This window comes from Methylophilus sp. 'Pure River' (assembly GCF_046765995.1).
In the GTDB taxonomy this organism is placed as follows: Bacteria; Pseudomonadota; Gammaproteobacteria; order Burkholderiales; family Methylophilaceae; genus Methylophilus.
Map to the genome: position 1 here is coordinate 176,291 of NZ_JBKOUE010000002.1, position 15,011 is coordinate 191,301.

The window sequence follows — 15,011 nt, forward strand, 5'->3', positions numbered from 1 at the left end:
CATTGCGACAAAACCCTATTACAACCCATCTTATTATTCAACTGCATCTGCAACCGGAGCTGGTAATCCACGTGTAGCGTTCAAGGCCTCGACATACGCGTCCCGATCTAGTTGATAGAGCAAACGGCTCACTTCAATATTGATAGGTATCTCATCTCCGCCAGGTAGTACAAAAAGCAAGGTCGGTGAATCAGTATTCTCATTACTCACCGCCAGTCCTACATGTGCATCAATCAACGCATTGTCATCTGCAAAGCGCTCCCATGGCTCGCGAGAACTGCTCGGGTCAAGCTGCGTATCCAGATAGGCTTGATGCAGAAAAGCTACGATGGCATCTGCCGCCAAAACCGCACTGCGGCGATGATGTTCGGCCAAACGAGCTAGATAAGGATCTTTACCGTGACTAGCAGGACCCGCCTTGTTGCGAAGGTCGTTCAGTGCATCGGCTAACTTATGGTGGCTGGACACCAGCTTTTTGAATCGGTCATCACGAACATCTCCCAACTTGAGTGCACGAATTGCGGCCGTCAACCAGTCGGAGAGCGAGGGTGTCTCTTGCGTAGGCCTAAGGGGGATTTGTTGAGTGTGAAAACTTTCTACCACCACGCGACAGACCACTTCAACGACAGTCTTGGCACAGTCTATGCACGCGTCGTTGTTCTGTTCTAGATTGCGCTCCATGGCCTCGAAGGTCTGTTGCAACATAGGCGCGTCGCGCCAATGACCGCATGCCTCGCGAATGCCAGGGCACCAATCCAAAGTCATATTGCTGCTCCAACGATACGCTCGGCATCCGGGACGCGCAACTCGCCAGTGATAAGCTTGGGCAGCAGGGTATCGCGCAGTTGGACGAGCGTTGCGATTGCTTCCTCGTTAGTTTTGATGCTAATGAACATAGGCTCAACAACATGCGAAAATGCATCCCACACAGCTTTGCTTGAAGGCACTGCAAGCTTGAATGCAGCTACTGAATCAGCCTGAACACGTTGGCGCCCAGAAGTGCCGGTCATACTCCGAATAGCCTGCTCTCGAAAGGCAGCGTTGCGGGCAAGCAGGTACCCAAACTCTTTCGGCACCGGAGGCTTAGGGCGCATAACGATGTACTCGGTGGATCCCCATCCTACGGTGTTATCCGGCAAACACTGGACGAAGGCCGTCTTGCCATTCTCTAAGCAAGGGGTAATTCTCGCCAGCAGGGTGTCGCCATTGCGAAAACGCATGCCACTGCCAAAGGCTCGCAATATAGGTGGCTCAGGCCAGCTTCCTGAAGTCGGCAATGCGGCCATCTCGATGTAGGGAGCCTCAGTGTCCTTTCGTAAAGGCTCAGCAGGATTGAACTCAATGAGTTTGCTCATCGGTACAATTTCCCATCCCTCTGGCATCTCACCCAACTTTGATTCAACTAACCGATCGGGAAAGATTTCATAGATATGTGCGGGCAGACCCGGCAAGGATTGGTTGTTGAACCAGCGGCGTTCCAGCTTGGCGCGTACTGGCTCGAAGTCTACGAACCACGCCTTGAATAAGGCATGAGAGATCGCATCAAGGGACACATTTTGAATGCGCAGATTTTCGATTTTTTCGTCGAGGGTACCAAGTATGTGGGCAATAGCCCGCTGTTCTGGCAAAGGTGGAATTGCGATTTTCAGTTCGTAGAGTACCGCAACGGTCAAATAGGGCAGCGCAGTACCTCCAGCTACCTCACCAAAATCAAACTGCGAAAGAGCATAGTGTAAGAAACGACTGTCGACAGCGTCAGAAGCTGGGATTGCACCCATCATATTGTTATCAATGATCGTCGGCCGAATGATGTAACGGAGTCGGTTAGCTTTAAGTGCTTCACCAATCTTTGCGAATATAGTTGTACCAGGAGGAAACACCTTCGCCTTTAATTGAAAGAGATCGTCGTCGTCGACCCAGTTATTTGCATCCTGAATCTGCACTACATTCGCAGCCAAGTTCATATCACTGACCTTGACGAATGGGTAGATGCCAGCTGATTTACCTTGTAGTGCTGGAGGGAAGACCGACCCAGCACGTAATTGGCAAACATCACGAAGAGTCGCATCTTGCCAATCATTCGCCATATCCAAGCTCCTTCAGGTTAGCCCCAATAGCCGCATCCAGCCTAGCGGCGTCGGCCTGGTGCTTTCGCCACTGCGCCGATAGCCGTAGTAACTTTTCCTCAAAGGGCTCACCGTCATCCTCCTGATCAGCCGCGCCCACATAGCGGCCTGGTGTCAGCACGTGACTGTGCTTACGAATATCATCCAACGTTGCCGATTTGCAGAAACCCGCCTCGTCAGCGTATTCACCTGCATCTTTCTCACCACGCCAAGCGTGGTAAGTGTTGGCGATCCTCAGTACTTCTTTATCTGTCAGTTCGCGCCGGGTACGATCCACCAGCACTCCCAGTTTGCGGGCATCGATAAATAGCACCTGCCCACGACGGTCACGCAGATGCTCTTTACCTGAACGGCCATTGGATTTGTCACGTGCCAAAAACCACAAACAGGCGGGGATTTGGGTTGAGTAGAAGAGTTGACCTGGGAGGGCGACCATGCAATCCACGACGTCTTTTTCAATCATTTCGCGGCGGATATCACCCTCACCAGAGGTGTTGGAACTCATCGAGCCATTAGCCAACACCACGCCTGCCGTACCAAACGGCGCGAGATGATGGTAGATGTGCTGAAGCCACGCGTAGTTGGCATTGCCCACTGGCGGTGCGCCGAATTTCCAGCGTACATCTTCTCGCAGGCGGTCGCCGCCCCAGTCTGAGATATTGAATGGGGGATTGGCGAGGATATAGTCAGCTTTTAGGTCGCGTAGTTCGTCTTTATGAAAACTGCCCTCGTTGTTCCAGCGGATGTCGGAGTCAATACCACGCACCGCAAGGTTCATCTTGGCCAGTCGCCATGTGGTGTAGTTAGACTCCTGACCGTAAATTGCAATATCGCCAATGCGGCCGCCGTGCTCCTGAACGAATTTCTCAGACTGCACGAACATGCCGCCCGAGCCGCAACAAGGGTCATAGACACGGCCGGAATAGGGCTCGAGCATCTCGACCAACACACTCACCACGGAACGTGGGGTGTAAAACTCACCGCCACGCTTACCCTCAGCGCCAGCGAATTGCCCAAGGAAATACTCATACACCCTTCCAAGCACATCTTTGGAGCGATCGCCTTCTTCATTGAGTGCAATGCCAGAGATCAGGTCGATTAGCTCGCCTAGCATCACTTTATTGAGCGCAGGGCGGGCGTAGTCCTTGGAAAGTACACCTTTGAGCGACTCGTTATCCTTCTCAAGGGCGCGCATCGCATCATCAATCAAAGTACCGATAGTTGGTTGCTTTGCGTTATCCTGAAGATGCGACCAGCGCGCTTCTTTCGGAACCCAAAACACATTGTCTGCTAGGTATTCGTCTTTATCCTCAGCTACCCGCGCATCCTCAGCTAACAAAGCTTTGTACTTAGCCTCAAAGGCATCGGAGATGTACTTAAGGAAGATCAGCCCAAGCGCAACGTGCTTGTAATCGGAAGGCTCCATGTTGCCGCGCAGCTTGTCGGCTGTTCTGAAAAGATCAGCCTCAAAACCCAAGTGATCTCCCTTAATATTTTTCTTCTCTACTTTTGCCATTTTCTATTTCTTGACCCAATGCTGAGGATTTTGCACCCATGCTACTTAATAAAAGCTTAAAACTCGTTTGACCCTAGATATTAACTTATTGGCATCAAACAAACACCCTCTGAAATTTTAATGTTGTCTTCGATTCGCCAGCTTCTTAAATAATGATTGTTATTTTTCCCCAGCTTGCTCATTTTTGCCTGAGGTTTGAAGCAAACGACACTCTGCAAACAACTCAGCCACCCACTCAATAAACGCCCGCACTTTGGATGATAAATGCCGATTTTGCGGATACAGCGCATTCATAGGCAAACTGCCCGTCGGGTAATCGCCCAACACTTTTTCTAACTTTCCGTCAGTTAAATACCCTTGCACCATAAACGTCGGCAGTTGGCAGATACCTATGCCTGCCAGTGCGGCGGCAACAATGGCGTCACCATTATTGATGGCCAGTTTACGTATGGCGGGGATTTCTTGCTCTACCCCTTCGTGCTCAAGAACGAAATTGCGCACTTTGCCGGTTTTGGATGAAAAGAAGTGCACGGCCTGGTGGCGTTGTAGGTCGTCATGATGCGTTGGCCTGCCGTGGGTTTGCAGGTATTCAGGTGAGGCGACCAGGATAAATTGCATGGTGCCTACGCGGCGGGCGACCAGGGTGGAATCCAGCGGATGACCGATACGAATTACGCAGTCGACGCCTTCTTCTAGCAGGTCAATCGGCCTGTCATCGCAGCCGATTTCGAGTTGTATCTCCGGGTACTTTTTAAAAAAATCTGGCAGGGCCGGAATAATCACCAGGCGCCCCAATGGCGTGGGCACATCTACCCGCAAGCGCCCTTTTGCACTGGCCGTGGCCTGGTTAAGCGCGGCTTCGGTTTCTTCCAGCTCGTTTAATAATCTGATGGCGCGTTCGTAATAGGCGGCGCCATCGGTGGTGACGCTGATGCGCCTGGTGGTGCGGTGCAGCAGCTTAACCCGCAGGCGTTTTTCCAGCGCCAGCACCTGGGCCGAGACGGTGGTTTTGGGCAAGTTAAGTGACATGGCGGCTTTGGTAAAACTTTCCAACTCTACTACCCTTGTGAAGGCCAGCATGGTGTCAAAGCGGTCCATAAACGTCCTGATTGATCTTAATTGTCCAATAAATTAGCACAGTGATTGCATATTTAGGTGATTTATCTGTGTTTTTTATTTATTTATAGTGGTCACCAGTTTCAAACAACTTCATTACTTTTTATTGAGGAGATTTTTATGAGCAAGAAACTTGAAGGTAAAGTAGCCGTAGTGACTGGTGCATCTAAAGGCATTGGGGCAGAAATTGCCAGACGTTTTGCCCGTGATGGCGCATCTGTCGTCGTCAATTATTTATCCAGCAAAGCGGGTGCTGACAAGGTGGTCGCTGACATTACCGCCGCGGGTGGCAAGGCTGTGGCCGTGGGTGGCAATGTGAGTGAAGCTGCCGACGCACAAGCGATTATCGATGCGGCGATTAGTAACTTTGGCAAGCTGGATATTTTGGTCAACAACTCTGGTATTTATGAATTTGGCAGCATCGAAGAAATCACCCCTGAACACTTCCACAAACAATTCAATATCAACGTGCTGGGCTTGTTACTCACCACGCAAGCGGCGGTTAAATATCTGCCTGAAGGCGGCAGCATTATCAATATTGGTTCTGTGGTCAGCCGTTTAACGCCTCCCGGCGCGGCGGTATACACCGCCACCAAAGGCGCGGTAGATGCTATCACCGGTTCGTTATCCAAAGAACTTGGCCCACGCAAGATTCGCGTCAATGCCTTGAACCCAGGCCTGGTTACCACGGAAGGTACGCAAACCGCAGGTGTGATTGGCTCAGAGATGGAGAGTGGCTATGTGGCACAAACACCGCTGGGGCGCACTGGCCAGCCGAATGATATTGCGTCAGTGGCGGCCTTTTTAGCCTCTGAAGACTCTTACTGGCTGACTGGCGAGCAATTGCTGGTGGGCGGTGGCTTGCGTTAATTTTAGAGAACAAACAAATGATCAACTTATACACATGGGCCACACCAAATGGTCGAAAGATCTCTATCCTGCTGGAGGAGTTAGGACTCGACTATGCGGTGAGCCCGGTTGATCTGGGCAAGCTGGAACAGTTTTCTGCACACTTCAGTGCGATTTCGCCTAACAACAAGATTCCGGCCATCATCGATACCGAACCAGATCGTGACCCGGTCGTGATTTTTGAGAGCGGCGCTATTTTGACCTACCTGGCCGAAAAGTACGGCCAGTTTCTGGCACCTACTGGGCAGGCGCGCTATAACGCCCTGGAATGGTTGCACTGGCAAACCAGTGCGCTTGGGCCCATGTTGGGCCAGCTCGGTTTTTTCGCGGTGCGTAGCCAGGAAAAATCGCCATTAGCCATCGCACGCTTTACCGAAGAGGCAGAAAGGTTATTCAGCGTGATGGAGAAGCAGTTAGCAAGCCATGCTTACCTGGCAGGTGAAGAATACTCCATCGCCGATATCGCCTGTTACCCATGGGTGCAAGCAGCCACGGTCTATTTCAAAGAGGCATTGAAAGGCTCGTTTGACACTAAACCAGCGTTGCAACGCTGGCTGAAGCGCATAGGCGAACGCCCTGCAGTGAAACTGGGCATGGCAGTGCCCACACTTTAAACCATGTGGACCACAAGCTTTGAATATCCGGCCAGTGCCGCACCAATTACTTTGCAGGTATTTGGCAAAGGCGATGCCAAAAGCAGGCAAGCTGCCCTGATTTATTTTCATGGCGGCTTGTTTAACTGTGGCAGTATTGAAACGGCATATGATTTGGCCCATGCACTGTCTGAACACATGGTAGTAGTGTGTGTGGCTTATCCCTTGGCGCCTGCCATGCAGTTTCCTGACACCATAGAGGTCGCCTACCAAGCGCTGGCGTGGGTGTGTGCGCACGCAAAAACAATAGGTGCAGATGCCAAAAGGATATTTGTTGGCGGGGAGCAAGCTGGCGGTAACCTGGCTGCGGTAGTGTCCATGTTGTTCCGCGACCGTGGCCTGAATTGCCGCAACACGCTTCAAGGCCAAATACTGATCAACCCCATGCTGGACGCGCTACAAACCTCAAAGTCACTGGCAGCCGTGGCAGATAGCCCGTGCCGCCGGGCCTGGGCAGATTATACGCAGGTGGCGAGTAATGCCTTGCACCCGTATGTGTCACCAGTGAATTCCTGTCGGCTGGGCGGACTGGTCCCTGCGATGATCATCAGCAGTGACAGCAACCCGCTCAGGGATGAAGCCGAAACCTATGCCACGAAACTGCTGCTCGCGGGCGTACCGGTACAAGTACAAAGACTGCAAGACAGCGCTTTTAATTTGAGCAACCAGCAGCACCCGGCTTTTGACACGCTTTGCCAGTTAATCAGGCAGTTTACCGGGTCGTCACCATGAACTACTGGCTGGCCCGGCCACTGAGTAATGAGCCCAGCGTGACCAAACCCAAGCCGTACATAAACCCGGCGCCTGGTGCGACATCTAACCACAGGCAGGCCAGTAACACCGATAATACCGGGGTGAAATACGACATCGTTGCCAGTAGTGCCAGGTTGCCGTGCTGAATGCTGTAGTTCCAGCATGAATAGGCGGTGGCCATCAGCGTGCCCATGACACAGACCTGGAGTAACCCGGCCAGATTGAATACCAAAGTCACTTCGTCACTAAGCCTGTAAGCAAGCCATAGCACCGCAGCCGTGGTGACGAGAAATAGCGGCACACCGTTGATACCTTTGCCAAAGCGGCGGGTAAATACCGAATACACCGCCCAGATGATGGCAGCTAACAACGCCATGCCATAGCCGATGGGATTACGCTGGACATTGTGCAAGAAGGTGGCGGGCGACCAGGCACCCTCGCCTTTCATCACCCAGGCGATGCCCAATAAACAAAGCACCATGGCCGGCAGTAATAGCCAGTGACCGCGTTGCTGGCGAGCTATCACTGCAAACAAAATGGTCAGGCTGGGCCACAGGTAATTGATCATCCCCAGCTCAAGTACCTGCCCCCTGTCAGTCGCAGTGCCGATAGAAAGCGCCAGCAGGACCTCGTAGAGCACGAACAGGCCGCCGCCTACCCATAGATATAGCCTGGGGAACGTTTTGAGCTTAGGCGCGCCGATAATCGTATTGGCAAATAACCCGGCAACGCTAAAAATCATGGCCGCACCCGCTATTGGGCCAAAAATTTCAGCCACACTCCTGAATAAGCCTACAGTGACGCTCCACATCAGCACGGCGCAACAACCGACCAGCGTGGCATGATTAAAGCGCGGGTTTGAGTCTTGCATGTTTTTAAGCTTTAAAGTGAGTAATAAAAAAGCGCCCGAAGGCGCTTTTTTAATTCAGGTGAAAACGGATTTCGTGTAGGTTCTCACAAAAAATGAAAAATCACACACAATAAAATCAATAAACTTTTCATGTTAATGTAGGTTCTCACAAAAAATGAAAAGTAACACCCAATAAAATCAACAAACTTTTCATGCTAATTGAAGCACTAGTAACGTCAAATTCGCACTTAATGTGAAAAATTCCTAACTTCTCGCATATTTAATGAAAAAAGCCTTAGTAAAGTATTTTACTAAGGCTTTCTGAATAAGATGCTAAGGAAGTGAGGCTACCTGGATTGCAAATCCAGCAGCAAACCCCAGAGAGGTGGCCACGGCAAGTTTTTTCAATCTCAAACTGAACTGCTGCGTGATCCTAGTGTTAATTGCTACCTCTGCTTTTACTGCTTTTACTGCTTTTACTGCTTTTACTGCTTTTACTGCTTTTACTGCTTTTACTGCTTTTACTGCTTTTACGTTTTCTGTGGTTTTATATTTCATGGTCTTCTCCTTCTTATGGTTAGGTTTTTCAACGTAAATCTTTTGGTTGTTGTTTTTCCTAGCCGTGACCACCACAGACTGGGGCTTAGACACCGTGCTTTCACCACCGACATGTCCATCACACCCACTACCTTAACATCTTATTTTGAATTATAACAAATTTGTTACATTATGTCAAATAGTTATATAACCTTGCTAACCCGAGTAAAGATTTATCTCTACTGAAAATGCGGTATTAATCAATACTTAATATTTAATGCTCGTTGGCCTTTGATGCAGATGCTTTCGGACTTGCATCAATTAACACAATATCTTTGCATTCAGTTAACTTTAATCTTTTCAAAATATCCATTACACGCTGAAGCTCTGAATCTGAAAAATACATAATTACTTTAATCGATTGCTTTGTATCACTAGCCTCTTCATAGATTTTTACTTGATGTTGCAGGTTCTTTTCCAGATAGGTGTTTTTTGCAAGCTTGAACTCTACTAAAGTTGAGTTCTTACTCCCCTTAGATATCTTGAAATCTACTGGACCACGTCCATTATTTACTTCTGCATTTAGATCGAGATCTTCTGAGTTAGCAAACCATGTGAGCCTAAACATCACGTGCAAGTCTACCTCTCGTTGAACAGGCTCACCATTAATGTAGAAGAGACGATGCCCTCCTTGATCTTCAATCACATGCTTAAGGTACATCACTCGCTTCATACTTTGTTCATATGAATGATCGCCGTTATAGAACTCCGCCCCCACCAAATAATCATTTACTAAAGTACGAACGTTCTCAACGAATTGTTCGTAAGTCTCTCTTACCTTGCCATTAGCAGATTTATGAGCTTCTGAACCATGCTCCTCTTTCCAACGAATGTAATAATCTAAAAGCGAATGAAATTTCTCAATTGTTCGCATCGCTGCTTCGCGCACTTCTTTTTCTTTAGATTTTCTATTAATTTGACTGTAAAAGTGCTCATTAACTTGCGCTCGTAAAGCATCATCAGGCAACGAAACACAAATGTCATGAAAGCGATCAAGAAGATCTGTCTGATTAATCCATGCTTCATCTCGTGTCAGGATCTCTTTGGGGGTAAGAACCACATAGTCGCCATTAATAACAGGAAGTTCGAAATAGTCGCTTTGCCAACGTCGTGTTGCATAGTCAAATCTAACACGCTCAATTCGGAATCGTGATCGTTGTTCTGGTCGAATGTTTGCAAGAGCAAATGCTTGTGTGTAATCAAGCAAATAAGCTTTGATTAAGTTAGTAGTGAAGTCACTAAGATGATCTCGTCCCACTCCTCCACTCAGCAAACCAAGTTTCTCTATGTGGGAGCTATGTGAGACTGTTTCGGTGCCAAAGTCTTTGAAAGCTGTTGTTAGATTGCGCGAGAGAGCCCGTGCAAATTCTGGACCAAGACCAGTTCCCTTATTACCAGTCTTACTAAAACCCAGCCAGTTTTGTTTAATTTCTTTAAAAAGCAGCCACTGTGAGATTGCACCAGGCGTCAATTCCCCACTTAATGCTCGATCACGAAGGAAACATAAATAAGTAATGATTTCTTCATGCAATTTCTGATAGGCGGGATTTTTACTGTCGTACAGAAGAAATGGATCAACGAATAATGGCAGATCATTAACAAGAGCGATATTGAATGCCCCATAAGCCTCAAGAATTTCAGGGGATACAGAAAATACATCTGAAAAGTAAATCTTCATCCCATTTGCCATTTTACTGATCCCTTTTCGTAGAGCTTGCTTATAAAAGTGCTCCACAATAAAACACTTTCCTCAGCTAGTTCCAACGCATCATAGATTACTCCATCAGATAAAATCTGATATTTGGATAATAAAAGCTCTCCGCCTCCATTACTGGTAAACATTAGAGAGGTTTTATGTTCTTTGGTAATAAAATGTGGCTGCCGCTCTGTACGCAGATTTCTTGTAAGTTTACAGTGCTTAGATCCGTTAGCTAAATCAGCACAAATTTTTAAGGGTATATGGTTATTTATGTACTCATCGACCTCTTTGGCATTAACGCAGACTTTGTTTAAATGAATTACCCAATCCCGAATATGATAACAATGAATAAAAAACGATATAACATCGTCATCATATGAATCTTTGTCGTGGCCGATTGGAGAAAAGACTCCTGAATAGATATTCTTGATTCTTTTTAAATATCTTTGTGATCTTTCAAGCTGCTCCACTACCCCTCCCTGCCCGAGATACCCGTGCTGTAGTAAGTTTTCTAAGTCAAACGATTCAAAATGATTTGAAGTATATTTTCTGCTGATTCCCCATTCATTTTATGTGGGTAAGAAACTTCTTTAGTGACGCTAAACTTAGATCAATCTTGGAGAAAGATTCATAAAGACCTTACAAGTTTAATTTCAGAATTGCATGCTCATGTCTGAGTTCAATCTCTGACACTGTTTATGCTAGGCTGAAAAATGCTCAAGCACTTGCATCCCTATGCTTGTATTATGGTGCTCGAAAAATTTGAGCAGCCTTTTAAGTTCACCTGTTCCTGATGCACCAAGTATCAACTTGTTAATCATAGCTCTCACACCAAATTGATTCTGGAGAGTGTTGATTGGACTTCCCTTCATGGCAATATTAAATATGTTGATACCTACAGTAAATGTAGTATTGTCAGTTGTAGACTTACCCATTGTCGAATCAACATATTTAGATATTGAGCTTAGTATTTTCTGATGCTTTTGAATCTCTTTGTAATCACCGTTATTTATACTTTTTTGATATTGCCCCAACCAATCCCTCAATTCTGCGTAATCATCTCGAATTTGCAGAGCGACAGTCATAATATCTGTTGGTGAACTGGCTTCTCGAATTACTTTAATTGGTAGGGGCTCCATATTTACTTGAAGAGAGTAGAGCTCATGATTACTAGATTGCTGTGACCGAATAGAAGCTCGCTTTTCTTCTATGACGTTGCAAGTTCGAATTACTGCATCAGTATCGGAAAGTGCAATTCCTGCCTTTTGTAAAAGTCGCCGTCTAACAGGGTGCGGTGTATATCCTTTTTCATAAACAAAAGCTCGGGCAAGCATACCTGCTCCCCCCCAGATTGTCTGAGAGAGATAAGGATGAGGTACTTGATTATTCAAAGCCCATCCATGGACGTTTTCTTTATGCTCTTTCTTTAACGAGCTTGTTAAACACAATCTAGAAACGAACTCGTCACGTGGCCCGATTAAAAGTTCAGGATCTCCTAGAAAGGGAAAGGCTTTTATCACTGATTGTTCCGCTAGATTCTTGAGGGGTCCATTTTCATCTAACCACACACTGGCGAATTCTTCTTCGACTAGTATTTGATCTCTCAAGATAATATCGGTAATCAAATCAAACATAGCCTCGATTGCAACAACTGCAGAAGGCACTTCTTCATACTGATGAGAGTCGGTTTCGCTGCTTGGTGTAATGAAATGAGTCACCTCGGCATCGATGCCATTGAGCAAAAGCTCTGATATATTTTGAAGCGACCAATTATCTGAAATTACACTTTGGCTCATAATTTTCTTTGCGGGTATAAATCCCAGAAATACTTAAGTGTACTAATCACTAGTATAGAGAAGCACTAACTGGTCCATTTCTAATAATGGTCTTTCAAGAAACTCCTGATATGTTAAAAATGTAAGATCAATAGGCACTTTTATATTTGAGGATAAAGTATCCAATTGCTTTTTAAGTACATAATAAACTGACAGTGGGTCCGAGCAATCAGGAGAGGCAACTGCCAAAAGATCTATATCAGAGTATATTTCCGATCGAAAGAAAGACCCAAAACCATATAGAGCACTCAATCCTTTAACCTCGATTGAAATATACAGGATTGCCTTTTTTATCTCGTTTGTAATATGACCAATATTCATTCTGCCAAAGCGCCCCAGACATCTCATCCGTTACATACAAACCAATATGTTGCTCTTCGCAAAAGAGCTTAGCTACAGATGTATACCCATTCCAACCTCCGCCAATATAAATCAGATCCAGAGGACCAAACTCCGCTATGGCGCTTTGCACTCTTGTTAAACTCATTGCATATTGACGGCAGCAAAAAATTCTTAAATGATCAGATTGCTTTATTCGATCGACTTCAAAAACAATGTCATCATGCCGAATAACATTGGTAATATTTGAATGCGTATTTAAAAGATTTTCAAACCATGTTATATCGCAAAATGGAACGTCCCAGGTATTTGACCCGTTATTTGTCATACCGAGAATAGCTCTGCAAAATGAAGAGGGAAAGTAGGATATGAATCCAATCGGTTAAGTTGATTGTCTTCGAAAGCTGAGGCATGAATTTTGAAATCAATAAATGCTTTAAATTCTTCTGGCTCAAGTAACTCAATATTTGAATTCACAACATTCACTATACGAATATTATTAGGGACAATAGTATCCAATTTACGTAGTGTCCACAAAATGTGAAGATTGGAACCTAAGTCCCTCCGAGCAGTTTCAGACTGTGGGCCAAATGCTTCCCAATTTGCTCTATTCTCCATAAGCATGCGATTAACATATTTCTTAAGGTCATTTAAGGATGAAAAACGCTTTTCTGACCCTGAAGAACGTATCACAGCTTCATGCTCTATCTTCCATGAATTTAATAAATCAATCGGGTACAAACCTTCAGGGGATTTATCGATGGTTCTATGGCAAGTGGGACACAGTAATATCAAATTGTCATATTTATCACTTCCGCCTTGTTGATTGCCTCTAGGACCGGATGGGCTATGTGCAATTATATGCGCCATTTCACCCACGTTATAACTAGTGGCGCCTTCTAAAAGTATTGTCAAATCCTCACGGCAAGACGGATTAGAACAAATACCTGCAGCGCGGCCCCACAAAAGTTTGTAATCATTATCTGAAATAGACATCAATAATCGTAATCTAATGATGAGGCATTCATAACACCCTCAACCCCAACTTCTTGGAGCCCTTTTTTCAAAGCACGATAAATATTAAAAAAGCTAGGTATTTGCAACAACCTATTCCCATTAATTCGTTTACGTTTGAACTCTACAGTTAATTGATTTCTTTTAACATTGAAAGGGAAAATATGATCTCTATTAAATTTCCATTTTTTTAGTAATTTAGCCCTTTTTTGTATCGTTTTATAGATTGTACTAACAAGCCAACCATCTAGTTCTTTTAGCTGATCTTCATTATCCACTAGAGGATAAAAGCTCATAATACCTTTAAAGAATATTCTATTACTATTACCATTTAGGTAATTTCTAATCATCTCTTCTGTTAGATTTCCATAAAGATATCTTCTTACTTCTTGAATCGCGCTTAATAATGCCGTGTCCTTATTATTAGCGGGAATGACTAGGGCTGTGAGCTGAGTTCCACCCAACGGCTGCAAAAGATGTTTATATAAAATATAGCTAATCTGCTTTTTAATTTTATTAACAGACCGCTCTTTTATTCCTACATTACTTACAGATACAGAGTACCCAAGAAATTCTATGTATTCCTTTTTACTTACGAATTCAGAAGGCATGTCTTTTGAACAGAGTAAGCTGATTCCATCTGATTTTTTTACATTAATTGCTACACCAGCCTCTTTAGAAAAGGCGGAGATAATGTCGTATGCTCGACTTATTTTTTGATAATCTTGTGACCAAATAACAGTATCGTCAGCATATCTTGCGAATTGCAAACCTGCTTTTTCTAACCCCTTATCTAATTTCCAACACACTAAATTTGCAAGAAATAAAGATATTGATGTCCCTTGTGGTATGCCTTTCCCACTCGGTCCTAAGAATGCTTCTATAACTTTTTTTTCAGCCTCGGTAACGAAAAACCCATTTTCTGCAAACTGATCAAAAAGATATTCGTGATTAATCGAATCAAAAAATTTTGAGAAATCAAACTCTGCTATAAACGATCGAGAGTTTTGTCTTAGTTCAACCGCTATATCCTGAATAGCAAAATGTACATTTCTGTCGTTTCGATAGGCATACGAAAATGAACTAAATCGATGCTTATTCTTCCAGAGTAATTGTTGATAATATAGTCTGGATACTGCGGCGTCAGGAATTTGATAGGTAGTTACCTGTCTATAACCACCTGAAGCTTTAGGAATATTTTTTACATTTGGCGGGTTAGGAGAATATGTCCCTTGAGTAATCTTTAACGCTATAGATTTTGCTATTTGGCGTCTGCGTTTATATACATGAAAAGGATTAAAAAGGTCATTGTCTTGCCAAGTGGCTGGAGTTTTCAAGACCTTCGCACTTACAGAAGAGGTACGCCTTTGTTTCCTAGCATGCTCTAATTCGAGGGCATTATGATATGAATGGTATCTAGTTTGAAGTTTAACGGCTTCTTCTTCAATTAGTTTTTTTAGTTTTTCTTCTAATGCCATTTGTAGCCTTTATAAAAGAAAACCCAGCATCTCTGCCAGGTTAACCCACGGACACAACCACGTAAAAGTAAGTCGCTACATATGATAAAAAATAGCTTTATTCTTTATCATCCATCCCTTAATGGT

Annotated in this window: 15 protein-coding genes; 3 read left to right on the top strand and 12 right to left on the bottom strand. The window is 45.1% G+C overall.

The window, feature by feature from the left end:
* Positions 1 to 33: 33 nt before the first annotated feature.
* The 4 genes from ACIDE9_RS03120 to ACIDE9_RS03135 all read right to left on the bottom strand — a co-directional run bounded on the left by ACIDE9_RS03120 (position 34) and on the right by ACIDE9_RS03135 (position 4,740).
* Positions 34 to 765, bottom strand: coding sequence for an abortive infection family protein (locus ACIDE9_RS03120; protein ID WP_411992616.1), 732 nt, complete (start codon positions 763 to 765; stop codon positions 34 to 36).
* Positions 762 to 2,087 (bottom strand): restriction endonuclease subunit S, encoded by a 1,326-nt coding sequence (locus ACIDE9_RS03125; RefSeq protein WP_411992618.1) that lies wholly within the window; start codon positions 2,085 to 2,087, stop codon positions 762 to 764. The genes ACIDE9_RS03120 and ACIDE9_RS03125 overlap by 4 nt, the downstream gene beginning before the upstream one ends.
* Positions 2,077 to 3,642 (bottom strand): type I restriction-modification system subunit M, encoded by a 1,566-nt coding sequence (locus ACIDE9_RS03130; RefSeq protein ID WP_411992620.1) that lies wholly within the window; start codon positions 3,640 to 3,642, stop codon positions 2,077 to 2,079. The genes ACIDE9_RS03125 and ACIDE9_RS03130 overlap by 11 nt, the downstream gene beginning before the upstream one ends.
* Before the next feature lie 159 nt (positions 3,643 to 3,801).
* Entirely contained in the window at positions 3,802 to 4,740 is a 939-nt protein-coding gene (locus tag ACIDE9_RS03135) for a LysR family transcriptional regulator (protein ID WP_411992622.1), read from the bottom strand.
* Positions 4,741 to 4,878: 138 nt separating this feature from the next.
* Between ACIDE9_RS03135 and ACIDE9_RS03140 the strand changes: the two genes are divergently transcribed.
* From ACIDE9_RS03140 to ACIDE9_RS03150, 3 genes are read left to right on the top strand one after another with little or no spacing between them, the layout of a single operon-like run.
* Positions 4,879 to 5,628, top strand: coding sequence for a glucose 1-dehydrogenase (locus tag ACIDE9_RS03140; protein WP_411992624.1), 750 nt, complete (start codon positions 4,879 to 4,881; stop codon positions 5,626 to 5,628).
* A 17-nt stretch (positions 5,629 to 5,645) separates the two neighbouring features.
* Complete coding sequence (locus ACIDE9_RS03145) at positions 5,646 to 6,281, top strand: glutathione S-transferase N-terminal domain-containing protein (protein WP_411992626.1); 636 nt, start codon at positions 5,646 to 5,648, stop codon at positions 6,279 to 6,281.
* A gap of 3 nt (positions 6,282 to 6,284) precedes the next feature.
* On the top strand, positions 6,285 to 7,052 hold the full coding sequence (locus ACIDE9_RS03150) for an alpha/beta hydrolase (protein WP_411992628.1): 768 nt from the start codon (positions 6,285 to 6,287) through the stop codon (positions 7,050 to 7,052).
* Position 7,053: 1 nt separating this feature from the next.
* Here ACIDE9_RS03150 and yddG read toward each other — a convergent pair whose 3' ends face one another.
* The 8 genes from yddG to ACIDE9_RS03190 all read right to left on the bottom strand — a co-directional run bounded on the left by yddG (position 7,054) and on the right by ACIDE9_RS03190 (position 14,885).
* Positions 7,054 to 7,944 (bottom strand): aromatic amino acid DMT transporter YddG, encoded by an 891-nt coding sequence (gene yddG, locus ACIDE9_RS03155; RefSeq protein ID WP_411992630.1) that lies wholly within the window; start codon positions 7,942 to 7,944, stop codon positions 7,054 to 7,056.
* Positions 7,945 to 8,256: 312 nt separating this feature from the next.
* Positions 8,257 to 8,481 (bottom strand): hypothetical protein, encoded by a 225-nt coding sequence (locus tag ACIDE9_RS03160; RefSeq protein WP_411992632.1) that lies wholly within the window; start codon positions 8,479 to 8,481, stop codon positions 8,257 to 8,259.
* A gap of 253 nt (positions 8,482 to 8,734) precedes the next feature.
* Positions 8,735 to 10,210 carry a hypothetical protein gene (locus tag ACIDE9_RS03165; protein ID WP_411992634.1) on the bottom strand — a complete coding sequence of 492 codons (1,476 nt, stop codon included), beginning with the start codon at positions 10,208 to 10,210 and terminating at the stop codon, positions 8,735 to 8,737.
* Positions 10,195 to 10,689, bottom strand: coding sequence for a hypothetical protein (locus ACIDE9_RS03170; protein WP_411992636.1), 495 nt, complete (start codon positions 10,687 to 10,689; stop codon positions 10,195 to 10,197). Before ACIDE9_RS03170 ends, ACIDE9_RS03165 begins: the two co-directional genes overlap by 16 nt.
* 231 nt (positions 10,690 to 10,920) lie before the next feature.
* Positions 10,921 to 12,015 carry a hypothetical protein gene (locus ACIDE9_RS03175; RefSeq protein WP_411992637.1) on the bottom strand — a complete coding sequence of 365 codons (1,095 nt, stop codon included), beginning with the start codon at positions 12,013 to 12,015 and terminating at the stop codon, positions 10,921 to 10,923.
* A gap of 295 nt (positions 12,016 to 12,310) precedes the next feature.
* The gene (locus ACIDE9_RS03180; RefSeq protein ID WP_411992639.1) at positions 12,311 to 12,721 is read right to left on the bottom strand and encodes a hypothetical protein; all 411 of its coding nucleotides are present in this window, start codon (positions 12,719 to 12,721) and stop codon (positions 12,311 to 12,313) included.
* Entirely contained in the window at positions 12,718 to 13,389 is a 672-nt protein-coding gene (locus ACIDE9_RS03185; RefSeq protein WP_411992641.1) for an HNH endonuclease signature motif containing protein, read from the bottom strand. The genes ACIDE9_RS03180 and ACIDE9_RS03185 overlap by 4 nt, the downstream gene beginning before the upstream one ends.
* Positions 13,389 to 14,885 (bottom strand): reverse transcriptase domain-containing protein, encoded by a 1,497-nt coding sequence (locus ACIDE9_RS03190; RefSeq protein ID WP_411992643.1) that lies wholly within the window; start codon positions 14,883 to 14,885, stop codon positions 13,389 to 13,391. Before ACIDE9_RS03190 ends, ACIDE9_RS03185 begins: the two co-directional genes overlap by 1 nt.
* Between the last annotated feature and the right edge of the window lie 126 nt (positions 14,886 to 15,011).

Coding starts and splice junctions, on each gene's coding strand:
- ACIDE9_RS03120 (WP_411992616.1), bottom strand. CDS start 765: ATGACTTTGGATTGGTGCCCTGGCATTCGCGAGGCATGCGGTCATTGG.
- ACIDE9_RS03125 (WP_411992618.1), bottom strand. CDS start 2,087: ATGGCGAATGATTGGCAAGATGCGACTCTTCGTGATGTTTGCCAATTA.
- ACIDE9_RS03130 (WP_411992620.1), bottom strand. CDS start 3,642: ATGGCAAAAGTAGAGAAGAAAAATATTAAGGGAGATCACTTGGGTTTT.
- ACIDE9_RS03135 (WP_411992622.1), bottom strand. CDS start 4,740: ATGGACCGCTTTGACACCATGCTGGCCTTCACAAGGGTAGTAGAGTTG.
- ACIDE9_RS03140 (WP_411992624.1), top strand. CDS start 4,879: ATGAGCAAGAAACTTGAAGGTAAAGTAGCCGTAGTGACTGGTGCATCT.
- ACIDE9_RS03145 (WP_411992626.1), top strand. CDS start 5,646: ATGATCAACTTATACACATGGGCCACACCAAATGGTCGAAAGATCTCT.
- ACIDE9_RS03150 (WP_411992628.1), top strand. CDS start 6,285: ATGTGGACCACAAGCTTTGAATATCCGGCCAGTGCCGCACCAATTACT.
- yddG (WP_411992630.1), bottom strand. CDS start 7,944: ATGCAAGACTCAAACCCGCGCTTTAATCATGCCACGCTGGTCGGTTGT.
- ACIDE9_RS03160 (WP_411992632.1), bottom strand. CDS start 8,481: ATGAAATATAAAACCACAGAAAACGTAAAAGCAGTAAAAGCAGTAAAA.
- ACIDE9_RS03165 (WP_411992634.1), bottom strand. CDS start 10,210: ATGGCAAATGGGATGAAGATTTACTTTTCAGATGTATTTTCTGTATCC.
- ACIDE9_RS03175 (WP_411992637.1), bottom strand. CDS start 12,015: ATGAGCCAAAGTGTAATTTCAGATAATTGGTCGCTTCAAAATATATCA.
- ACIDE9_RS03180 (WP_411992639.1), bottom strand. CDS start 12,721: ATGACAAATAACGGGTCAAATACCTGGGACGTTCCATTTTGCGATATA.
- ACIDE9_RS03185 (WP_411992641.1), bottom strand. CDS start 13,389: ATGTCTATTTCAGATAATGATTACAAACTTTTGTGGGGCCGCGCTGCA.
- ACIDE9_RS03190 (WP_411992643.1), bottom strand. CDS start 14,885: ATGGCATTAGAAGAAAAACTAAAAAAACTAATTGAAGAAGAAGCCGTT.